General features: G+C 46.7%; 20 protein-coding genes and 1 riboswitch. All 20 genes read left to right on the top strand.

All coding sequences use genetic code 11. The features are described 5' to 3' along the window. Positions 1–69: 69 nt before the first annotated feature. The 20 genes from V1501_RS17785 to sufB all read left to right on the top strand — a co-directional run bounded on the left by V1501_RS17785 (position 70) and on the right by sufB (position 21136). Positions 70–2409: a 3-hydroxyacyl-CoA dehydrogenase/enoyl-CoA hydratase family protein gene (locus tag V1501_RS17785; protein WP_409293445.1), complete on the top strand. Its 2340-nt coding sequence runs from the start codon at positions 70–72 to the stop codon at positions 2407–2409. 47 nt (positions 2410–2456) lie between these two features. Further along, complete coding sequence (locus V1501_RS17780; RefSeq protein ID WP_409290196.1) at positions 2457–3635, top strand: acetyl-CoA C-acetyltransferase; 1179 nt, start codon at positions 2457–2459, stop codon at positions 3633–3635. Between the two features lie 188 nt (positions 3636–3823). Continuing rightward, positions 3824–5611 (top strand): acyl-CoA dehydrogenase family protein, encoded by a 1788-nt coding sequence (locus tag V1501_RS17775; protein WP_409290194.1) that lies wholly within the window; start codon positions 3824–3826, stop codon positions 5609–5611. Between the two features lie 251 nt (positions 5612–5862). Next, positions 5863–6978, top strand: coding sequence for a serine hydrolase domain-containing protein (locus V1501_RS17770; RefSeq protein ID WP_409290192.1), 1116 nt, complete (start codon positions 5863–5865; stop codon positions 6976–6978). 153 nt (positions 6979–7131) lie between these two features. Beyond that, the gene (locus tag V1501_RS17765; RefSeq protein WP_409290190.1) at positions 7132–7494 is read left to right on the top strand and encodes an arsenate reductase family protein; all 363 of its coding nucleotides are present in this window, start codon (positions 7132–7134) and stop codon (positions 7492–7494) included. A gap of 92 nt (positions 7495–7586) precedes the next feature. After that, positions 7587–7970, top strand: coding sequence for a glycine cleavage system protein GcvH (gene gcvH, locus V1501_RS17760; RefSeq protein ID WP_409293444.1), 384 nt, complete (start codon positions 7587–7589; stop codon positions 7968–7970). 211 nt (positions 7971–8181) lie between these two features. Next, a complete protein-coding gene (locus V1501_RS17755) occupies positions 8182–8550 on the top strand; it encodes a toprim domain-containing protein (protein WP_409290188.1) in 369 nt (122 codons plus the stop codon). 6 nt (positions 8551–8556) lie between these two features. Beyond that, positions 8557–8865 (top strand): thioredoxin family protein, encoded by a 309-nt coding sequence (locus V1501_RS17750; protein WP_409290186.1) that lies wholly within the window; start codon positions 8557–8559, stop codon positions 8863–8865. Between the two features lie 165 nt (positions 8866–9030). Further along, positions 9031–9363, top strand: a complete 333-nt coding sequence (locus V1501_RS17745; protein ID WP_409290184.1) for an SCP2 sterol-binding domain-containing protein — start codon at positions 9031–9033, stop codon at positions 9361–9363. Between the two features lie 102 nt (positions 9364–9465). Further along, entirely contained in the window at positions 9466–10779 is a 1314-nt protein-coding gene (locus tag V1501_RS17740; RefSeq protein WP_409290183.1) for an O-acetylhomoserine aminocarboxypropyltransferase/cysteine synthase family protein, read from the top strand. Positions 10780–10931: 152 nt separating this feature from the next. After that, positions 10932–11043: riboswitch (SAM riboswitch) on the top strand. A gap of 92 nt (positions 11044–11135) precedes the next feature. Then, a complete protein-coding gene (locus tag V1501_RS17735; RefSeq protein ID WP_409293443.1) occupies positions 11136–12173 on the top strand; it encodes a methionine ABC transporter ATP-binding protein in 1038 nt (345 codons plus the stop codon). Further along, positions 12163–12831: a methionine ABC transporter permease gene (locus V1501_RS17730; RefSeq protein WP_409290181.1), complete on the top strand. Its 669-nt coding sequence runs from the start codon at positions 12163–12165 to the stop codon at positions 12829–12831. The genes V1501_RS17735 and V1501_RS17730 overlap by 11 nt, the downstream gene beginning before the upstream one ends. Positions 12832–12843: 12 nt before the next feature. After that, positions 12844–13668: a MetQ/NlpA family ABC transporter substrate-binding protein gene (locus V1501_RS17725; protein ID WP_409290179.1), complete on the top strand. Its 825-nt coding sequence runs from the start codon at positions 12844–12846 to the stop codon at positions 13666–13668. A gap of 139 nt (positions 13669–13807) precedes the next feature. Beyond that, positions 13808–14188, top strand: coding sequence for a carboxymuconolactone decarboxylase family protein (locus V1501_RS17720; protein WP_409290177.1), 381 nt, complete (start codon positions 13808–13810; stop codon positions 14186–14188). 223 nt (positions 14189–14411) lie between these two features. Next, entirely contained in the window at positions 14412–14552 is a 141-nt protein-coding gene (locus V1501_RS17715; protein ID WP_409290175.1) for a hypothetical protein, read from the top strand. A gap of 1377 nt (positions 14553–15929) precedes the next feature. Then, positions 15930–16715 (top strand): Fe-S cluster assembly ATPase SufC, encoded by a 786-nt coding sequence (sufC, locus tag V1501_RS17710; protein ID WP_409290173.1) that lies wholly within the window; start codon positions 15930–15932, stop codon positions 16713–16715. A gap of 17 nt (positions 16716–16732) precedes the next feature. Continuing rightward, positions 16733–18040, top strand: a complete 1308-nt coding sequence (gene sufD, locus V1501_RS17705) for a Fe-S cluster assembly protein SufD (protein ID WP_409290171.1) — start codon at positions 16733–16735, stop codon at positions 18038–18040. After that, on the top strand, positions 18040–19269 hold the full coding sequence (locus V1501_RS17700) for a cysteine desulfurase (RefSeq protein WP_409290169.1): 1230 nt from the start codon (positions 18040–18042) through the stop codon (positions 19267–19269). The genes sufD and V1501_RS17700 overlap by 1 nt, the downstream gene beginning before the upstream one ends. Next, on the top strand, positions 19259–19693 hold the full coding sequence (gene sufU, locus V1501_RS17695; RefSeq protein WP_409290167.1) for a Fe-S cluster assembly sulfur transfer protein SufU: 435 nt from the start codon (positions 19259–19261) through the stop codon (positions 19691–19693). The genes V1501_RS17700 and sufU overlap by 11 nt, the downstream gene beginning before the upstream one ends. Positions 19694–19738: 45 nt before the next feature. Further along, entirely contained in the window at positions 19739–21136 is a 1398-nt protein-coding gene (sufB, locus tag V1501_RS17690; RefSeq protein ID WP_409290165.1) for a Fe-S cluster assembly protein SufB, read from the top strand. The last annotated feature ends 627 nt before the right edge of the window (positions 21137–21763 follow it).

Below are 21763 nucleotides of genomic sequence, written 5' to 3'. Positions count from 1 at the left end.
TTGGATATAAAGGGGGAAATTGCTTTGGATCTTCAAATAAGAAAAGCAGCCGTCCTGGGTTCAGGCGTAATGGGCTCCGGCATCGCGGCCCATCTGGCCAACATAGGAATCCCGACATTGCTCCTGGATATTGCTCCAAAGGAACTGACAGAGCAGGAGTCAAAAAAAGGCCTTACGCTGGAGGATAAAGCAGTAAAGAACCGCATCAGCAGCACAGCGCTTCAGAAATTATTAAAACAAAAGCCCGCTCCGCTGACTTCAAAGAGTAATTTAAATCTGATTGAAGCAGGGAATTTTGATGACGATATGCCGCGGCTGGCTGAAGTGGACTGGATCATCGAGGTGGTGGTTGAAAACCTTGAGATCAAGAAAAAAGTATTTCAGCAGGTGGACACATATCGCAGGGAAGGAAGCATCGTCAGCTCCAATACGTCAGGCATCTCCGTTGAAGCCATGGCGGAAGGCAGAAGTGATGACTTCAAGAAACACTTCCTCGGAACACATTTCTTCAACCCGCCGCGTTATTTGAAATTGCTGGAGGTTATCCCGACTACATCCACTGATGAAGGTGTCCTGGCATTCATGAAGGAATTCGGCGAAGATGTCCTTGGCAAGGGCGTTGTAGAAGCGAAGGACACCCCAAATTTCATCGCCAACCGGATTGGAACATATGGGCTGCTGGTAACAGTGAGGGAAATGCAAAAAGGCGGCTACAGCGTCGGCGAGGTGGATTCCATTACCGGTCCGATGATCGGCCGGCCAAAGAGTGCGACCTTCAGGACATTGGATGTTGTTGGTCTCGATACGTTCGCCCATGTCGCAAAGAATGTGTATGAACAGGTGGATGGAGAAGAAAAAGAAGTTTTTAAGCTACCCCCATTTGTTGAAAGAATGCTTGATAATGGCTGGTACGGAAGCAAATCAGGACAGGGATTCTTCCTGAAGCAGGGGAAGGATATCCTTGAGCTGGATTATGAAACCATGGAATATGTGCCCCGCAAAAAACTGAAAACAGCGGCCACTGAAATGAGCAGGCAGGAAAAAGGCTCAGCGGCAAAATTGAAAGCGCTTGTATACTCCGATGACCGGGCAGGAGAGCTGCTCTGGAATATTATCAGTCCTGTTCTCATTTATTCCGCAGAGCTTGCCGGCACGATCGCGGATGATATTGCCGCCATCGACCAGGCCATGAAATGGGGCTTTGGCTGGGATAAGGGTCCATTCGAAGTATGGGACGCCATCGGCCTTGAACGATCCATCGGAAAAATGGAGCAGGAAGGAAGGACTGTCCCGGCCTGGGTGAAGGAACTCGCAGAGGGCGGTACAGGCACGTTCTATAAAGAGGAAGACGGAGATGTTTCTTTCTTTAACAAGGGTGATTATCAGAGACTGATTGTGAATCCCAAAAATATAGATTTGAAAAAGCTGAAAAAGCAAAACGGAGTCATCAAGAAGAACAGCGGAGCAAGCCTGATTGATATGGGCGATGGGGTGGCACTGCTGGAATTCCATTCACAAAACAATGCCATCGGACTGGATATCACACAGATGATTAATTTTGCCGTTGAAGAAACAGAGCGGAATTTTAAAGGACTCGTAATAGGGAATCGGGGCAAAAATTTCTGCGTGGGAGCGAACCTGGCCATGATTTTAATGGAGGCACAGGATGACAATATTTATGAACTGGATATGGTAGTACGGCACTTCCAGCAGGCGATGATGAAGATTAAATACAGCAGCAAACCAGTGGTCGCAGCTCCTTTCGGCATGACCCTCGGAGGAGGGGCGGAAGTCTGCCTGCCTGCCGCAAGGATCCAGGCTTCTTCGGAAACATATATGGGACTTGTAGAAGCAGGGGTCGGCCTGATTCCGGGCGGCGGCGGAAATAAAGAGCTGTACCTGAAGCATCTGGAGAACATGCCAAAGGGTGTGGAGTTTGACCTGCAAAAGGTAGCCAATAAAGTCTTTGAAACGATAGCGATGGCAAAGGTCTCCACTTCTGCCGCCGAAGCCCGGGAAAATAACTTCCTTCGTGAAGAAGATAGCATCAGCATGAACCCGGATCACCTCCTGCACGACGCTAAGCGGTCTGTGCTGGCCCTGAGTGAAGCAGGCTATCAGGCACCGGTCCGCAAGAAGGTGCCGGTTGTGGGGGAAACAGGATATGCCGCCCTGCTCCTGGGTGCCAATGCGATGCACCTTTCAGGCTATATTTCGGGGCATGACTTGAAGATCGCGAAAAAGCTGGCATATGTGCTGGCAGGAGGAAAGGTGCCATTTGGTACAGAAGTTGATGAACAGTATCTGCTTGACCTTGAACGGGAAGCTTTTCTTGCCCTTGTTGCTGAAGGGAAGTCCCAGCAGAGGATGCAGCATATGCTCTTGAAGGGAAAGCCGCTCCGCAACTGAAGGCGGTTTTGTAACGATACAGAAACACGAACAGGGGGAGGATTCTCATGAGGGAAGCAGTAATCGTAGCCGGTGCGAGGACGCCGGTTGGAAAAGCAAAAAAGGGGACACTGGCACATGTGCGGCCGGATGACCTTGGTGCCCTGGTTGTCAAGGAGACGTTGAAGCGGGCAGGGGATTATGAAGGCAATATTGATGATCTTATCATCGGCTGTGCCATGCCGGAAGCAGAGCAGGGCCTGAATATGGCAAGAAATATCGGGGCGCTCGCAGGGCTTCCCCATACCGTGCCGGCTGTCACGATCAACCGCTATTGTTCGAGCGGCCTCCAGACAATCGCATATGGTGCGGAAAGAATTATGCTCGGACATTCTGATACCGTCATAGCGGGCGGAGCTGAATCAATGAGTCTTGTGCCGATGATGGGCCATGTGACCAGGCCGAACGTCCAGCTAGCGGAGACTGCGCCCGCATACTATATGGGCATGGGCCATACAGCCGAGGAAGTGGCAAAGAAATATGGCATCAGCCGTGAAGATCAAGACGAATTTGCTGTAAGAAGCCATACAAATGCAGCCAGGGCTATAAGGGAAGGGAAATTCCAGGATGAAATTGTCCCGGTAGACGTGACCATCCGCCATGTTGGGTCAGACAATAAATTAAAAGAGAAGCAGGTTTTATTTTCAGAGGATGAAGGAGTAAGGGAAGGCACTACAACAGAAATCCTGTCAAAGCTGCGGCCGGCCTTTAACGTAAGGGGAACAGTCACAGCAGGAAACGCCTCCCAGACAAGTGACGGGGCTGCCGCGGTAATGGTGATGGACCGTGAGAAGGCAGGTTCCCTGGGGCTTCAGCCAATGGCTAAATTCAGGTCCTTCGCAGTGGCAGGCGTGCCGCCCGAGGTGATGGGGATTGGTCCAATTGCGGCAATACCTAAAGCGCTGAAGCTTGCAGGCCTGGAAATTTCGGATATCGGCCTGTTTGAATTGAATGAGGCCTTTGCCTCCCAGTCAATCCAGATCATCAGGGAATTGGGACTGGACATTGACCGTGTCAATGTGAACGGCGGAGCGATTGCCCTCGGCCATCCGCTGGGCTGCACCGGAGCAAAGCTGACACTGTCGCTCATCCATGAAATGAAGCGGCAGAATCAGCAGTTCGGGGTTGTCACGATGTGCATAGGCGGCGGAATGGGAGCAGCAGGCGTGTTTGAATTGCTTGCATAAAACAAACGTCAGTCTTCTGCTCGCAGCCCTTACAGGAAAGGAACATGCGGCAGAGCGGAGTAATGCCAAAGCCAGGAAAGCCGGCAGGATAAATGTTGATCACATCTGGCAGCAGAAAGCCATATATATGTGCAGCTCCGCCCCTTTTCTGCAGAAAAAGATACTTAACTTGAGAGGAGAAAAAGAAAATGGCTGTTAATCAAACACAGGATGTTATCAAAGGTGGAAGTTTCCTGATCGAGGATGTTGCCGCTGACAGGATGTTCACTCCGGAGGACTTTTCCGATGAACAGAAAATGATTGCCAAGACAACTGAAGATTATGTTGTAAATGAGGTTCTCCCCGTAGTTGAAAAGCTTGAGAACCACGAATTCGAGCATTCTGTAAGGCTTTTAAAAGAAGCTGGGGAATTGGGGCTCTTAGGGGCGGATGTACCGGAGGAGTACGGCGGCCTCGGTCTTGATAAAGTAAGCTCAGCACTTATTGCGGAAAAAATGTCCAGGGCAGGCGGTTTTTCCATCTCCCACGGCGCACACGTAGGTATCGGATCCCTGCCGATCGTCCTTTTCGGAAATGAAAGCCAGAAGGAAAAATATCTTCCTGCGCTTGCGACGGGAGAGAAACTGGCAGCCTATGCACTGACAGAGCCGGGTTCAGGGTCTGATGCCCTTGGTGCCAAGACGACTGCCAGGCTGAATGCAGCCGGTACGCACTATGTATTGAACGGAGAAAAGCAGTGGATCACCAATGCTGGCTTCGCTGATGTTTTTGTAGTATACGCAAAAATTGATGGGGAACAGTTCACGGCCTTTATCGTGGAACGTGAATATCCTGGCGTATCTACCGGTGCTGAAGAAAAGAAAATGGGCATCAAGAGCTCCTCAACCAGGACACTGATCCTTGAAGACGCAGAAGTTCCTGTAGAGAACCTATTAGGCGAAGCAGGTAAAGGGCACATCATAGCCTTTAATATCCTTAATATCGGCCGCTATAAGCTGGGAGTAGGTGCGGTGGGTGGTGCAAAGCGTGCATTTGAGCTTGCTGCAGCATACGCAAACCAGCGCCAGCAGTTTAAGACACCTATTTCATCCTTTAACCTGATCCGGGAAAAGCTGGCCACGATGGCTTCGAAAATTTATGCGGCCGAGAGCTCGGTTTGGCGTACCGTCGGCCTTTTTGAAGACAGGATGAGCAGGCTGACAGATGAAGAAGTGAAAAATGGCAAGGAAGTGGCAAATTCCATTGCGGAGTATGCAATCGAATGCTCCTTGAACAAAGTATTTGCGACAGAGGTTTTGGATTATGTCGTCGATGAGGGGGTCCAGATCCACGGCGGCTACGGTTTCATGGCAGAATATGAAATTGAGCGGGCGTACCGTGATTCCAGGATCAACCGTATTTTCGAAGGAACCAATGAAATCAACCGCCTGCTTGTGCCGGGTACCTACATCCGGAAGGCGATGAAAGGTGAGCTTCCGCTCTTCCAGAAAGCACAGGCACTGCAGGAAGAAATGATGATGATGATGCCTGAAGAGCCTGGTGATGAGCCGCTGGCACAGGAAAAGCACCTGGTGAAGAATGCCAAGAAAATCGGCCTGCTTGCCGCCGGACTTGCCGCCCAGAAATATGGCAAGGCGCTGGATAAAGAGCAGGAAATCCTTGTGAACATTGCGGACATTGTGTCACTTGCCTATTCCATGGAGGCTGTCGTCCTCCGTACCGAAAAGGCGATTGGGAAAAACGGGGTTGAAAAGAATGGGCAGAAGCTTCTTTATACACAGATTTTCTGCCAGGAAGCGTTCAACCAGATTGAACAGCATGCCAAAGAAACATTGGTTGCAACTGAGCAGGGAGATGTACTTCGGATGCTGATTTCTGCACTGCGCAAGTTTACGAGGCATACACCGATCAATGTAATTGGCAAGAAGCGTGAAGCAGCCGAGAAATTGGTCGAGGCGGAGCGTTATACCGTATAATCAGCCAGAGGGTGTCCCGAAAAATGGGCATCCTCTATTTTTATGGATTGATTTAACTCCATTTTCCAGGCAGTGACGTTTTTACCAGAATCCAATATGGGTGCAGAATGGATTTATTGGTAAAATAAAGTCACCTGGGGCATGTGGATGAAATGGAGGAGAAGTAAGGGTTTGTACCGGGACCGAAATACCTTCTTTGAGCAACCCGGCAGTCGAGGTGGAGTTAAGTCTGTAAAGAGGTGGAAGCAGAGATGAATCAAGGACGTAAGGAAGAACTTACAGCAATGATTTCGAAAGAGCTGGAATCAGCCGGCATAGTCGGTGCAAGTGTAGCAATCGTGGAAGGTTCAGGAGTTGTTTACTCGAAGGGATTTGGATTCGCGAGGCTGGGTGAAGGTCACCTTATGGACCCCGACACGCTCATGAGCATCCAGAGCATCTCGAAAAACTTTATGGCTACCTCAATCATGCAGCTCGTGGAAACTGGATTTATTGAATTGGATGAGCCTGTTGTAAAGCATCTTCCCTACTTCAGGACGACTGAACCGGAAGTGAGTGATCAAATCACAATCCGCCAGGTGCTTTCCCACACAGCGGGCTTCCCGGAAACTGTAGGGATAGCCAATATGATTGCACCAAATGCGCGGGAGATTTTCTCGGATACGCCGACAGAATTCCAGGAAGCACTGGATTACTACGGTCTTAAAGAAGAAGAGCTGGCGGCCATATCTGACCGTGAGGACATTACAAGATGGTTTAAGAAGGTGGAACTCGAAGGTCCACCAGGCTCTCAGTGGAGATATTGTACAGACGCCTATGTCATCCTGGCAGATATGTTTGAAAAAGTGACTGGCATGGACTGGGAATCGCATCTGGAAGCCTGTGTTTTACGGCCGCTTGGGATGGAAAGAACGACGAGCCGCGGAGCAGAGGAAGCACCGAATAGTGCTGGATACTACATGGGGCAGGAAAGGACAGAAACACCTTTTCCGAAAAATGAGCTGGCCGCTCCCATCGGCTATCTTTATTCTACTGCCAATGAGCTTGGAAGCTACCTGGGCGCCCACCTCAATGGAGGAACAGTATTGTTGAAGCCAGACTCTGTGAAAATTATGCAAAACCCTCATCATCCAGTAAGCAAAGAATGGAGGATGGGCAGTGAAGTCAGGAGCTACGGCCTTGCCTGGTTCACGGATGTGTACAAAGGCCAGCGGATCGTCGAGCACGGCGGCGGACAAATGGGAGTCCGGTCCCTTATGACACTGGTGCCGGATCTCAATCTTGGCATCGTGGTATTGATGAATACCGAGGGTACGGTCCATCATGATATTTGTAAGGCTATCATTAATTTGTATTTGAACGAATGAATAAGTTGAATCGTCCGCAGCAGGGGGATCCATCCCTTGCTTGTTAAGGGCTTGGAAAGGCAGCCCCTATTATAAGAACGGCAATGTAATATTGAATCTCAGGATCCCGGCTGGTATCATAGGATCAATTAAAGAATGAAAGGAGAGCTGCATGTGGCACATAAACTGACCTTTTATTGGTATCCTAAATGCGGGACCTGCCGCAAAGCGAAGAAATGGCTCGATGAGAATTCAGTGCCTTATGAGAATATACATATTGTTGAAAATCCCCCATCAAGGAACACCATTAAAGAGCTTCATGAAAAGAGCGGGCTGGAGCTGAAAAAGTTTTTTAATACAAGCGGACTTAAATATAAAGAGCTTGGACTAAAGGATACTGTTAAAACAGCAGATGAAGACGAGCTGTATGATATTCTTGCCTCTGACGGGATGCTCTTGAAGCGCCCGATCGTGACAGACGGAGAGAAAGTGACCGTAGGCTTCAAGGAAGAGGAATATCAAAAAATGTGGAATTAAGTGTACTGCCGATAGGCATGTCCAATTCCATTATGGTATATTGAATTTATAGCAGGTGGGGCAAAACCCCATACATATGGAGGGAAATGATGATGAGTTCACCAAAAGAATTGCGCTATTCTGAAGAACATGAGTGGGTAAAGGTAGAGGGCGAAAAAGTCCGAATCGGCATTACAGATTTTGCCCAGTCAGAACTGGGGGATATTGTGTTCGTCGAGCTTCCTGAAGTAGGAGATGAAATCAAGGCGGATGAGCCGTTTGGCAGTGTTGAATCCGTAAAGACTGTTTCCGAGCTTTATGCCCCGATCAGCGGCAGGATTGTTGAAATTAATGAAGAACTAAGCGACAGTCCTGAATTTGTAAATGAATCTCCATATGAAAAAGCATGGATGGTTGTTATTGAGCCTTCCAATGCCAGCGACGTTGAAAGCTTGATGACAGCGGAGCAGTATGAAGAAATGATAAGCGAAGACTGATGTATCAAAGAAGGCGCCGCTGTGGGCCTTCTTTTTAATTCCATATTTAAAAGAAAATCCTGTCAATTGGTCCAAGTTTCTGCAGGCACTGGAAAGAGAATTGTGTTTTCAAGTTTTTTTTCAGGGAAAAGTAAAGGAAATTGCTAACTCGTTCTGATTAAACATTTTGATTTCATATAGAGAACATCTTTATAGAAATCGGTCCAGGGTGATGAAAATGGAAACAGTACCGGTCGAGAAGGTCATAATTGTAGAGGGAACCTCAGATAAGCGAAAGGTTATCAGTGTCCTCAATGAACCGATTGAAGTGATCTGCACAAATGGAACCATATCGCTGACCAGACTTGAAGAAATTATGGACGAACATTTTGATAAGGAAGTATACATTCTCGTGGATGCAGATGAAGCTGGTGAAAAGCTCAGGAAGCAATTCAAACGGGAATTTCCGGAAGCGATGCATTTGTATATCGATAGAGCGTACAGGGAAGTGGAAAATGCACCTGCTTATCACATAGCTACTGTCCTCCTGAGTGCAAATATCGATGTTCATGCAGAATATTTAGAGCAAAGGATGTATTAAAGCATAATGGAAGTTTGGAGAGAAGAACAATTTTCTAGGGCAATACAAAATGGGGAGACATTCTGCTTCTACCTCTACACCCCTTTATGCGGTACATGCCATGTGGCATCCAAAATGCTTGGGGTGGTGGAAGAGCTCCTTCCCGGTCTGCCTATGGGGAAGGCAGACCTGAATTATATGCCGGGGACAGCGGAACAGTTTGAAGTGGAAAGCGTGCCCTGTCTGCTGCTTTTTAAAGATGGCCGGCTCCTTCAAAAAATATACGCCTTCCAGTCGGTCCCTTTTTTATACGACACACTTAAGCACTCATTCTGACACCCGGATGGGTGTTTTTTTATTTGTCTTTGGGAGGTCTTTCGACAGGACCGTGGATTTATCGCGGAAAAGCAACGGCTTTTGTTAACGGACAAGGTAATTGTCGAGCAGTTGAGAAAGGAAAATAAATACACCTATTGAATGTAGTAAGTGAGGGAGGGGATTATGGTGGAAAGGCTGTGCAGAATGTTCTTGGCAAACCTAAAGAGGAAAACTTATCTTATACCGATTCTTTCGGGAGATAAAAGAATTGTATGTTTACAGACTGCCCAGGAGGAAAAGCGTCTGGTGCTGTCGAGGAAAAAACAGGACTTCTCTGCAGAAGGAGACAGGGCCCACTTTTATATCGAAGGACGAGAAGAAAGCCTGGCTGCCTTGATCATGGGCCGGGAAAAATTGCAGACGCTGGTCAAAGAAAATCATCTAAAGGTGACGGGATCCTTCCGCGACTTATTGTATCTTGAATCCGTTTTTCTGCTCAATAAACCGCGTCCGTAATTTATTTACAGAATATTTAAATAATATATTGATGCTCACTTTCTTTTGTGTTATATTCCTATTAGTTTACTAGGGATAAATCACTGAAAGGAAGTGCTTAATTTGTCTGAATCCACATTCCGGTTCGAAACACTGAGCATACATGGCGGTCTTGAGCCTGACCCGAAAACAGGTGCAAGAGCTGTACCCATCTATCAAAGCAATGCGTATCTTTTCAAAGACACAGAGCATGCAGCAAATTTATTCGGCCTTAAAGAAGAAGGATATATCTATACCCGCATACATAATCCGACTGTTTCAGTGTTCGAGGAGAGAGTTGCCCTGCTGGAAGGCGGAATCGGAGCCCTGGCCGTATCAAGCGGCATGGCGGCCATTACACTTGCCATCCTGAACCTGGCAGGCGCCGGGGATGAAATCGTCTCCTCAGCAAGCTTGTATGGAGGTACCTATAATCTCTTCAGTCATACTCTACCCAAATATGGGATCAAAGTCCGCTTTGTGGACAGTTCAGATCCAAAAAGCCTTCAAGAAGCCATCACTTCCAAAACAAAAGCCGTCTTTGCAGAAACCATTGGAAATCCAAGCCTTTCCGTGCTGGATATCGAATCCGTGGCTGAAGCAGCACACGATGCAGGAATTCCTCTGATTGTTGATAACACCTTTGCAACTCCTTATCTATGCAGGCCAATCGACTTTGGTGCCGATATCGTCGTACACTCAGCGACCAAGTGGCTGCTGGGTAATGGAACGGCGCTCGGAGGGATCATTGTCGATGGCGGTAAATTTGATTGGAGCTCAAAGCTCTTTCCCGAGTTCAACACACCTGACCCGAGCTACAACGGATTGGTATACAGCGAAGCATTGGGACAGGCGGCATACATTGCCAAAGCACGGGTGCAGCTCCTGCGGGATCTGGGACCTGCGCTCAGCCCGGCCAACGCCTTTCAATTCACACTCGGACTTGAGACCCTTCATGTCAGGATGAAAGAGCATATTGCCAATACAAATAAAATCGTTTCCTACCTAAAGTCTCATGAAGGGGTAGAATGGGTTTCGTATCCTGGGGATGAAGCGCATGCAGGCAAAAGGCTTGCAGATAAATATCTGCCCAAAGGTGCCGGTTCAGTCGTCGTATTCGGGATAAAGGGAGGACGCAGTGCCGGAGCAGCACTGATCAATTCTGTTAAGCTATGGTCACATGTTGCAAATGTCGGTGATGCCAAGAGCCTGATCATCCACCCTGCCAGCACGACTCACCAGCAGCTTGGCCCGAAGGATTTGAAAGATTCCGGAGTGACAGAGGATATGGTCCGGCTTTCTATTGGCATCGAGCATGCCGACGATCTGATTGAGGACCTGGAATCAGCCATTAAGGCAGCGACGGGTGTTTCCTCAAAGATTGGTGCAGGAGTCTAATGAGGTAGAGAAGAGTGCAGGGCAGCCTCAAATGCCCTGTACTCTTTTTATGATGCGAAATCCCTAAAGTTTTTCGTTGACACCGGAGGAGAATAGTGCTAGAATCTCAATTATGTGATTTAAGCTGACTTAAAATTCAATTTAATATAAGACTCTTATTGAGAGAGGTGGAGGGATGTGCCCGATGAAACCCGGCAACCGGCAGGAGAGAGTTCCTGATAAGGTGCCAATTCACACAGAGCTTTAAGCTTTGGGAAATGAGAGGAAGGACTTTTTACATCATGCCTTTCTGTTATTTCGCAGAAAGGCTTTTCTTATTGTACGAACCCTATTCCATCATAAAAGAGGTGACAGCAGTGATTTCCCTTTCTAATGTAAGCAAAATATACAAAGCCAGCCTTAAAGGAAGCTCCCAGATAAAAGCGGTGGACGAGGTAGACCTTGATGTAAGCCAGGGCGAAATATTCGGAATCATCGGCTACAGCGGTGCGGGAAAAAGTACTCTGATCCGTATGTTGAATGGGCTGGAAATCCCGACCTCGGGAAATGTTACCGTAGCCGGCCGTGAAATATCAAAAATCAGGGGCTCAGAATTGAGAAAGGCCAGGCAGGAAATCAGCATGATCTTTCAGCACTTCAACCTCCTGTGGTCGAGAACGGTCAGTGAGAATATCGCTTTCCCTCTTGAAATCGCCGGTGTCCAAAAAGAAAAGCGGGAGGAGAGGGTGAAGGAGCTCATCAAGCTTGTCGGCCTGGAAGGGCGGGAAGACGCCTATCCGTCCCAGTTGAGCGGCGGGCAAAAACAGCGCGTCGGCATAGCAAGGGCACTCGCCAACAATCCAAAGGTGCTGCTGTGTGACGAAGCAACATCAGCACTCGATCCCCAGACGACGGATTCAATCCTGGAGCTTCTCCAGGATATAAACAAACGACTGGGTCTCACCATTGTCCTGATTACTCACGAGATGCATGTGATCAGGAAAATCTGCCATAAGGTGGCCGTGATGGAGAATGGGAAAGTCGTCGAAGCAGGAAGTGTGCTGGAAGTATTTAAGCATCCTAAGGCCGGCATAACAAAGCGCTTTGTTCAGCAGGTCACAGAGCCGGAAGAGACGAAGGAAACCATTGAACACCTTCTGCAGCACTATCCAAATGGCCGGGTTGTCCAGCTGTCCTTTACAGGGGATTCTGCTGAAAAGCCCCTTATTACCCAGCTGATCCGTCAATTCAACCTGGAGATTAACATTCTGCAGGGGAAGATCTCCCCGACTCAGAACGGTTCTTATGGCACCCTGTTCATCCATATGGATGGCAGCGGCGCTGAGATGGACAAAGCCATTGAATTCATCAGGCAAAGCCAGGTAGGAGTAGAGGTGATTGAGAATGATGACTAATTTATTCCCGAATGTCGAGTGGGATGTGATTTTGGAAGCGACCAAGGAAACATTGTACATGACAGCCGTTTCCGTACTCGCAACCTTTGTCCTCGGAATAATATTGGGCTTACTCCTATTCTTAACAGGGAAAGGGAATCTGTGGGATAACAAGGCCGTCCATACAGTGGTCAGTGCTTTTGTTAATATCTTCAGGTCTATTCCCTTCATCATCCTGATTGTGTTGCTGATTCCATTTACTAAAGCGATTGTTCACACGATAATTGGTGCAAATGCTGCTCTCCCTGCCCTGATTATTGGTGCAGCGCCATTTTACGCCCGGATGGTTGAAATAGGACTCCGTGAAATTGACAAAGGAGTCATCGAAGCTGCACGCTCAATGGGAGCAACGACTGGAACCATCATCGGTAAGGTCCTGATCCCAGAGAGCCTTCCGGCATTGGTCTCCGGGATAACGGTAACAGCCATTGCCCTGGTAGGGTATACCGCCATGGCAGGTGTAGTCGGTGCGGGCGGCCTAGGGAACCTTGCCTATCTTGACGGATTCCAGCGGAGCCAGAATGATGTCACATTTGTAGCGACCGTTATTGTATTATTCATTGTGTTTTTCATCCAATTTATTGGAGATTCTATAACAAACAAACTAGATAAGAGATAAGGAGAGATTTGTATGAAAAAGTATGTAAGCTTAGTGCTTCTGCTGGTAGTATCTGCGGTATTGGCGGCATGCGGTACAGGCGGGAAATCAGGAAACGGGGATTCAAAGACACTCACTGTAGGTGCCTCCAATGTGCCTCATGCTGAAATCCTGAAAGAAGCACAGCCTGCCCTAGAAAAAAAGGGGATCGAACTTAAGATTGTAAAATACCAGGACTATATCATGCCTAATAAAGCGCTGGACGAAGGCGAACTGGATGCAAACTACTTCCAGCACATTCCTTACCTGAAATCGCAGATCAAAGAAAATGGCTATGATTTTGAAAATGCCGGAGGAATCCATATCGAACCTATCGGCGTGTACTCCAAGAAATACAAAAAGCTCAGCGATCTTCCAAAGAATGCTGAAATAATCATGAGCAGCTCTGTTGCTGACCATGGCCGCATTCTATCCATGCTTGAAGCAGAAGGCATGATCAAACTTAAACCAGGCATTGACAAGACAACTGCCCAGGTGAAGGACATTACGGAAAACAAGAAAAAATTGAAGTTCAAAGCAGATATCGAAGCATCTCTTCTTCCAAAAGTTTATGAAAACAATGAAGGCGACGCTGTTCTCATCAATTCCAACTATGCTATTGATGCAAAGCTAAACCCGGTGAAAGATGCCATTGCTCTTGAAAATTCAGACTCCCCTTATGTTAATGTCATCGCTGTGAAAAAAGGCGACAAAGATAAAAAAGAAATCAAAACATTGGTAGAAGTCCTTCGTTCCAAAGAAATTCAGGACTTCATCAAAAAAGAATACAAAGGTGCTGTCGTGCCGGTAAGTGAATGATTTAAAAAGAGGAAGCGTATAGGCGCTTCCTCTTTTTTGAGCTCATTTTGCTAAAAACCGCTTTTTCAAAGAAGCATGGATAAATAAAGGCGTTTAGCCGCATACTAAGGGGGAATAACTTAACAGGAGTGACTCTGATATGGATCAAATCCCGCATATGCCTTCCAATCCTTCGGAAATGGCCATCCGTGATTATAAAGAAGGACTTGGAATCTTCATGAAAAAGATGCCTAAGCTGGCCCAGCATTATAATGCTTTTACTGAAGCATGCTTTGAGGAAGGTTCACTGACGCAAAGAGAAAAACAGCTGATTGCCCTGGGGATCAGTCTGTTCTCACAGGACGAATATTGTATTATCTATCACGTAAAAGGCTGTCTAGACCATGGTGCATCCGAGGCAGAAATCCTGGAGGCTGTAGGCGTGACAGCGGCTTTTGGCGGAGGAGCAGCTATGAGCCAGGCGGTAACCCTTGTACAGGATACCATTTCCGACCTGCAGGATTCCGATCATCTTTCATAATCGGAATATGGAGGATTTCAAAAGAAACCGGAGCAATCCTGCCTGAGTCGCCTTCTCCCTTCCGCAGTCTATCATCAAAAGTGAATTACGCTGTTATACGGCTCTATAGAGATTTTGCCACCAGATTCACACCATGTTAGAATAGCCCTGTAATTACAAGAAGGGAATGAGTGAAATTAACAACAACTTGAAATTGCACGTTACTCATGACATGGAAAAGGCAATGCAGCAAAATCATGGTATAGGCTACAGCGAATATAACCGCAACCTTGACGTAAGATTGAAGGTAGAAGAAAAGCGGGAAGAAAGCTATGCAAAAAGCCATCAGATCAATGAAGAAATTAACCGCAAAATACACAATTGATGCCTGGCACAAAGCCGCAGGAACCAGCCGAATGCTTTTGGCTGGTCTTTCTTTTGATTAATTCCTGGCTGGACAGACAGGATAAGAAGAACCGCTTTGAAGAGGTAAGAATATATTAATAGAAGAAAAAGGATTTTTAATTTATTTGGAACTACATATCTTTGGACAGGCAATTAAGTGACTTGTTCCCAACTGGATGTCACCTGGTCGAGCTTTATAAGACCATGAGGAGCCAGCGGTGGAGGGGACTGGCTGTAAAGGAACCCTATTAAAATGATAAAAGACCTTTTGTATATGAAAAATTGGCTGTAAAGGGACCTTTGGTGAATGAAAAATGGTTATAAAAGAACGATTAGAACCAAAAACGACCTTTGGTGAATGAAAAATGGTTATAAAAGAACGATTAGAACCAAAAACGACCTTTTGTGAATGAAAAATGGCTGTAAAAGAACGATTAGAACCAAAAACGACCTCCGGCTAATGAAAAATGGTTGTAAAGGAAGGTTTAGAACCAAAAACGACCTTTGGTGAATGAAAAATGGCTGTAAAGGAAATTTTAGAGCGAAAAATTGCCTTAGAAAAATGAAAACTGGTCGTAAAGTGATTTTTATGATCAAAAAATGCTTTCGGTGAAGGCAAAAAGGTCTTAAACGAACTCTTATGACCAAAAGTGTCTTCAGTAATGATAAATTGGTCTTAACAGAATTTTTATGCCCTAAAAGAAGCCGAAGTAAGGAGAAAATGGTCAAGATGCCTCTGTAAATGCAATTATCCTCTACTTTAACGGGTTAAAGGCACCGTTCTCCGCTTTAGTGTCTGCCAGCTCCGAGCTGACACCTTCGGACATAAGTCAATCGCCATCTAAAGGCAAGATCGGCCTTTAGCTGCCGCTCGCCTTATGTCTGTCAGGTGTCTGCCTTTCATTGGGTTTTCAGTGTTAAATAAGGAGCTTGCCTCATACTGCTCCTGATGAGTTTTGTAAGAAAGGCACCGTTCTCCGCTTTAGTGTCTGCCAGCTCCGAGCTGACACCTTCGGTCATAAGTCAATCGCCATCTAAAGGCAAGATCGGCCTTTAGCTGCCGCTCGCCTTATGTCTGTCAGGTGTCTGCCTTTCATTGGGTTTTCAGTGTTAAATAAGGAGCTTGCCTCATACTGCTCCTGATGAGTTTTGTAAGAAAGGCACCGTTCTCCGCTTTAGATATTTGTATTTTATTTAAAAATGTTATAATATTGTAATGAGAATAGATTGAGAATGATATTTGTTTTGTTGAAAGATGGCTCAGGAGCCGGATAAAGGTTATAATTCAATTATTGTGTTAATACTCGGTCAAGCCGGGTTTTTTGAGTAAGACTTACTATTCACGGAGGTATATATTATGGCTGGATCAACTTTAACGATTAAAGATCTGCATGTGGAGATCGAGGGCAAGGAAATTTTGAAAGGTGTAAACCTTGAGATTAAGGGTGGAGAGATTCACGCAATCATGGGTCCTAACGGAACTGGTAAATCCACTCTCTCTTCTGCAATCATGGGACACCCTAAATATGAAGTGACTAGCGGTTCTATTACGCTTGATGGTGAAGATGTACTTGAAATGGAAGTGGATGAAAGGGCACGCGCAGGTCTGTTCCTTGCTATGCAGTACCCAAGCGAGATCACTGGTGTGACGAATGCTGATTTCCTTCGTTCTGCTGTGAATGCACGCAGGGAAGAGGGCGATGAAGTTTCCTTGATGAAATTCATCAGAACTATGGATAAGCAGATGGACTTCCTGGAAATGGATCAGGATATGGCACAGAGATACCTGAATGAAGGTTTCTCAGGCGGAGAGAAGAAGCGTAATGAAATCCTTCAGCTTATGATGATTGAGCCGAAGATTGCGATTCTTGATGAGATTGACTCCGGTCTTGATATCGATGCACTCAAAGTTGTATCAAAGGGAATCAATCAAATGCGCGGCGATGAATTCGGATGCCTGATTATCACTCACTATCAGCGCCTGCTGAACTATATCACTCCTGACTTCGTCCATGTGATGATGCAGGGCCGTGTTGTTAAGTCTGGAGGCCCGGAGCTTGCCCAGCGCCTGGAAGCTGAAGGGTATGACTGGATCAAGCAGGAACTGGGTATTGAAGACGAAACTGTAGGCCAAGAAGCGTAAGCGTTAGGAGGATTGCAATGACCACGGAAATTAAATTGCCGTTTGACCAGGAGTATGTACGCTCCTTTTCGAAACAGAATAATGAACCCGGCTGGCTCACTGAGCTTAGGACTGCAGCACTTGCAGCCTATGAGAATCTTCCGCTTCCGCGGCCGGATAAGACGAAAATCGATAAATGGAATTTCACCAGCTTTTCGAAGCATGTAGTCGAAAGTGAAAGATTTGCAGGCGCAGAGGAACTGCCGGAAAGCGTTAAGACGTTGATCGGTGCAAGTGAAGGCAGCCAGAACCTCTATATACAAAGGAATAATACCCCGGCTTTTTCATCGCTTTCAGAAGATGTCAAAGGCCAGGGAGTCGTGTTTACCGATATCATCACGGCAGCCAGGGAATATCCTGAGCTTGTGGAGAAGTACTTCATGAAGGACGGCGTGAAAGCAGATGAGCACCGCCTTACTGCGCTTCATGCAGCATTGCTGAATGGCGGGGCTTTTATCTACATCCCTAAGAATGTAGAAATTAAAGAGCCTCTGCAGGCTGTGTTCCTTCACGACAATCCAGAAGCGGCGCTGTTCAACCACGTGCTGGTTGTTGCAGATGACAACAGTCAGGTAACGTATGTGGAAAACTATATTTCAACAACGGAATCAGAGGGTATTGCCAACATCATCACAGAAGTATTTGCCGGAACAAATGCACGTGTTGCATATGGTGCGGTTGATAATCTGTCCAAGGGCATCACGACCTATGTAAACCGCCGCGGAACTGCCGGGCGGGATGCAAAGATTGAGTGGGCTTTAGGCTTGATGAATGATGGGAATACAATTTCTGAAAATATTACAAACCTTGTGGGAGATGGATCCTTCGGCGACTCCAAAACCGTGGTGGTCGGCCGCGGCGAACAGATCCAGAACTTTACAACAAGCATCATCCACTGGGGCAAGAATTCTGAAGGCTACATCCTGAAGCATGGCGTGATGAAGGACAGCGCATCCTCGATTTTCAACGGAATCGGGAAGATTGAACACGGTGCTTCCAAGTCAAATGCTGAACAGGAGTCAAGGGTACTGATGCTGAGCGAGAAAGCAAGGGGCGATGCCAATCCGATCCTCCTCATTGATGAAGACGATGTGACTGCTGGACACGCAGCTTCTGTCGGCCGTGTCGATCCTATACAGCTCTATTATCTGATGAGCCGGGGAATCCCGCAGACTGAAGCGGAAAGGTTAGTAATCCATGGTTTCCTTGCTCCGGTAGTAAACCAGCTTCCAATCGAGTCGGTTAAAAAAGGATTGGTAGAGGTTATCGAAAGGAAAGTTAAATAATGAATGCCCATGAAATCAAGAAGTTATTTCCGATACTAGGCCAGGAAGTGAACGGAAGCCCGCTTGTTTATCTTGACAGTGCAGCCACGTCACAAAAGCCGCTGAAGGTGATAGATGAAATCAGCGCATATTATCGCGAATATAACTCCAATGTACACAGGGGCGTACACACTCTTGGGACAAAGGCAACAGATCGATATGAAGGAGCCCGTGAAAAGGCCAGGAAATTCATCAATGCCTCCTCCCTTGAGGAGATTGTTTTTCTGCGTGGAACAACCACTGCCCTCAACCTTGTGGCTTCAAGCTACGGTGGAGAAACCCTGAAAGAAGGGGATGAAATTGTGATTTCCTACATGGAGCATCACAGTAATATCATCCCCTGGCAGCAGGCTGCCAGGAAGACCGGGGCAGTTTTAAAATATCTTCCCCTTCAGGAAGACGGAACAATTTCGCTTGATGATGTGAGGAAAACGATCACGGAAAACACGAAAATTGTTTCCATCATGTATGTTTCCAACGTATTGGGTGTCATTAATCCAATAAAGGAAATTGCACAGATTGCCCATGAAAAGGGTGCGGTCATGGTGGTGGATGGAGCTCAGGCAGCTCCTCACCTGAAAGTGGATGTGCAGGATCTTGACTGTGATTTCTTTGCTTTTTCAGGGCACAAAATGTGCGGCCCGACAGGAATCGGTGTCCTTTACGGCAAGAAGCGTCTGCTCGAGGGAATGGAGCCTGTCGAGTTCGGCGGTGAAATGATTGATATCGTGGACTTGTTTGAATCCACATGGAAAGAGCTTCCCTGGAAGTTTGAAGGGGGCACTCCAATCATTGCCGGCGCCATCGGTCTTGGTGCGGCAATTGACTTTCTTACGGATATCGGCCTTGATGAAATTGAAGCACATGAGCATAAGCTTGCAGCCTATGCGCTTGATTCAATGTCACAGGTAGAGGGTATAACTATATATGGCCCTAAAAGTGCCGGGCAGCGTGCAGGTGTCATCACGTTCAACCTGGACGAAGTGCATCCGCACGATGTGGCGACGGTCCTTGATGCAGACGGCATCGCAGTCCGTGCCGGCCATCACTGTGCCCAGCCGCTTATGCGCTGGCTGAAGGTATCGTCCACGGCCCGTGCTAGTTTTTACCTGTATAACACCGAAGAAGATATTGATAAGCTTGTGGAAGGGCTTGTCAAAACAAAGGAGTATTTCAGCAATGTCTTTTAATAATTTAGACACGTTGTATCGCCAGGTAATCATGGATCATTATAAGAATCCACGCAACAAGGGTGTCCTTGATAATGGGAACCTTACGGTGGATATGAATAATCCAACCTGCGGCGACCGCATCAGGCTGACGCTGGATGTTAAGGATGGCATTGTGAATGACGCCAAGTTTGACGGTGAAGGATGCTCCATTTCCATGTCTTCGGCGTCCATGATGACACAGGCAGTCAAAGGCAAAGATATAGAGACGGCTCTTAAGCTTTCTGATATTTTTTCAAATATAATGCAGGGCAACGAGTATGATGAAGATATAGACCTGGGAGATATCGAGGCTCTCTCCGGTGTTTCCAAGTTTCCAGCCAGGATCAAGTGTGCCACACTAGCATGGAAGGCCATGGAAAAAGGGCTGAAGGAAACAAACTGATAAGCAGGACATATCCTGCTTTCAAAAGAATGGAGGAAAAGATCTATGGCAAAAAAGATGCCAGAAATCGGGGACTATAAATACGGCTTCTCGGACAGGGATGTTTCCATCTTCCGGTCAAAGCGCGGTCTGACAAAGGAAATCGTAGAAGAAATCTCCCGAATGAAAAATGAACCTCAATGGATGCTTGATTTCCGTTTGAAATCTTTGGAGCATTTTTATAATATGCCAATGCCTCAATGGGGCGGAGACTTGATGAGCTTGAACTTCGACGAAATCACCTACTATGTGAAGCCTTCTGAGAAGTCGGAAAAGTCATGGGACGAAGTACCTGAAGAAATTAAGCAGACCTTCGACAAGCTCGGGATTCCTGAAGCTGAGCAGAAATACCTTGCCGGTGTTTCTGCACAATATGAGTCAGAGGTTGTATACCATAATATGAAGGAAGATCTCGAGGCGATGGGCATTGTCTTTAAAGACACGGATTCAGCGCTACGGGAAAACGAAGACATTTTCCGTGAACATTTTGGAAAAACGATTCCTCCTACAGACAATAAATTTGCAGCTTTGAATTCGGCTGTATGGTCTGGCGGATCCTTCATCTATGTTCCTAAAGGAATCAAAGTGGATACACCGCTGCAGGCATACTTCCGTATCAACTCTGAAAATATGGGACAGTTCGAGCGTACATTGATCATTGTGGATGAAGATGCAAGTGTGCATTATGTAGAGGGCTGTACAGCTCCTGTGTATACAACGAATTCCCTTCATAGTGCGGTCGTCGAGATTGTCATTAAAAAAGGTGCTTACTGCCGATACACGACCATTCAGAACTGGGCTAACAATGTTTTCAACCTTGTTACCAAGCGTGCTGTCTGTGAGGCAAATGCTACCATGGAATGGATCGATGGAAACATCGGCTCAAAGCTTACCATGAAATACCCTGCTGTTATCCTTAAAGGCGAAGGCGCTCGTGGAATGACGCTTTCCATTGCCATTGCCGGCAAAGGCCAGCATCAGGATGCAGGTGCGAAAATGATCCATCTGGCACCAAACACATCTTCAACCATCGTGTCCAAGTCCATTTCAAAGCAGGGCGGAAAAGTTACGTACCGCGGAATCGTCCATTTTGGACGCAGAGCGGAAGGTGCCCGTTCCAATATCGAGTGCGATACCCTGATCATGGATAACAAATCAACTTCTGATACGATTCCTTATAACGAAATCTTGAATGATAACATCTCCCTGGAGCATGAAGCCAAGGTTTCAAAGGTATCAGAAGAGCAGCTATTCTATCTAATGAGCCGCGGTATTTCCCAGCAGGAAGCAACCGAAATGATCGTAATGGGCTTCATTGAGCCGTTTACGAAGGAGCTCCCAATGGAATATGCTGTTGAAATGAACCGCCTGATCAAGTTTGAGATGGAAGGTTCCATCGGTTAATTCAATTAAAAACCTTGTAATTTCAACGTTTAATCGGAGTTTTTATAAAGGAGAAATCATTTGTGCCGGTTTTGTGCCGGCACAGATTTTCTTTGAAGTGAGGCGAACTTTTTAAGTTCGTCTTCTTCTATTTTTTCTGTATTATTCAGATAAGTATCAGCAGGGGCTGGGTATTGCTCGAAATTTTTTCTAGAATAGTAGAGTGGAAAGGAAGGCTCACATCGATTCACAGGGAACCTCCAGAAGGCTATGGCCCTGGCAATTGAAAAGGAATTAATTCGGTCCAATGATATTCCCTTCCCCATGATTGTGGAAGACCTCAGGGATACGAAAAGATGCCAAAAGGTGATTACCGGTTTAAATACAGGGTATCTCAAGTACGGAGAACCTTAGATGATGCCTTATACACGGATTGGAACCGGCAGCTTATGGCCCTGGAAGAAGCTGCGGATTAAAGGGAATTGTCAAGCTCAAACAAGAGAATCAGCAGCTTGTACAAGAGAGCATCCATTTAGGATGCTTTTTATTATGGCAGAAAGTGGTGATTAAGGTGAAGATAGGTGACTACATAAACGGAGCTGACAGACAGAAGCTGGAGAAAATGACAGGGTAGCTGAAAGAGAGGAA

Origin of the sequence: Paraperibacillus esterisolvens, from assembly GCF_046237625.1 — a bacterium.
Taxonomy (GTDB): domain Bacteria; phylum Bacillota; class Bacilli; order Bacillales; family DSM-1321; genus Paraperibacillus; species Paraperibacillus esterisolvens.
The sequence above is the reverse complement of the archived record's forward strand: the minus strand, read 5'-3'. Positions and strand labels throughout refer to the sequence as shown.

What these genes read in the sequence shown, in the direction of transcription:
- sufU (WP_409290167.1), top strand. Translation starts at nt 19,259, where the DNA reads ATGTCTTTTAATAATTTAGACACGTTGTATCGCCAGGTAATCATGGAT.
- V1501_RS17725 (WP_409290179.1), top strand. Translation starts at nt 12,844, where the DNA reads ATGAAAAAGTATGTAAGCTTAGTGCTTCTGCTGGTAGTATCTGCGGTA.
- V1501_RS17700 (WP_409290169.1), top strand. Translation starts at nt 18,040, where the DNA reads ATGAATGCCCATGAAATCAAGAAGTTATTTCCGATACTAGGCCAGGAA.
- V1501_RS17780 (WP_409290196.1), top strand. Translation starts at nt 2,457, where the DNA reads ATGAGGGAAGCAGTAATCGTAGCCGGTGCGAGGACGCCGGTTGGAAAA.
- V1501_RS17775 (WP_409290194.1), top strand. Translation starts at nt 3,824, where the DNA reads ATGGCTGTTAATCAAACACAGGATGTTATCAAAGGTGGAAGTTTCCTG.
- sufB (WP_409290165.1), top strand. Translation starts at nt 19,739, where the DNA reads ATGGCAAAAAAGATGCCAGAAATCGGGGACTATAAATACGGCTTCTCG.
- V1501_RS17770 (WP_409290192.1), top strand. Translation starts at nt 5,863, where the DNA reads ATGAATCAAGGACGTAAGGAAGAACTTACAGCAATGATTTCGAAAGAG.
- V1501_RS17745 (WP_409290184.1), top strand. Translation starts at nt 9,031, where the DNA reads ATGGTGGAAAGGCTGTGCAGAATGTTCTTGGCAAACCTAAAGAGGAAA.
- V1501_RS17715 (WP_409290175.1), top strand. Translation starts at nt 14,412, where the DNA reads ATGCAGCAAAATCATGGTATAGGCTACAGCGAATATAACCGCAACCTT.
- sufC (WP_409290173.1), top strand. Translation starts at nt 15,930, where the DNA reads ATGGCTGGATCAACTTTAACGATTAAAGATCTGCATGTGGAGATCGAG.
- V1501_RS17785 (WP_409293445.1), top strand. Translation starts at nt 70, where the DNA reads ATGGGCTCCGGCATCGCGGCCCATCTGGCCAACATAGGAATCCCGACA.
- gcvH (WP_409293444.1), top strand. Translation starts at nt 7,587, where the DNA reads ATGAGTTCACCAAAAGAATTGCGCTATTCTGAAGAACATGAGTGGGTA.
- V1501_RS17730 (WP_409290181.1), top strand. Translation starts at nt 12,163, where the DNA reads ATGATGACTAATTTATTCCCGAATGTCGAGTGGGATGTGATTTTGGAA.
- sufD (WP_409290171.1), top strand. Translation starts at nt 16,733, where the DNA reads ATGACCACGGAAATTAAATTGCCGTTTGACCAGGAGTATGTACGCTCC.
- V1501_RS17755 (WP_409290188.1), top strand. Translation starts at nt 8,182, where the DNA reads ATGAAAATGGAAACAGTACCGGTCGAGAAGGTCATAATTGTAGAGGGA.
- V1501_RS17750 (WP_409290186.1), top strand. Translation starts at nt 8,557, where the DNA reads ATGGAAGTTTGGAGAGAAGAACAATTTTCTAGGGCAATACAAAATGGG.
- V1501_RS17720 (WP_409290177.1), top strand. Translation starts at nt 13,808, where the DNA reads ATGGATCAAATCCCGCATATGCCTTCCAATCCTTCGGAAATGGCCATC.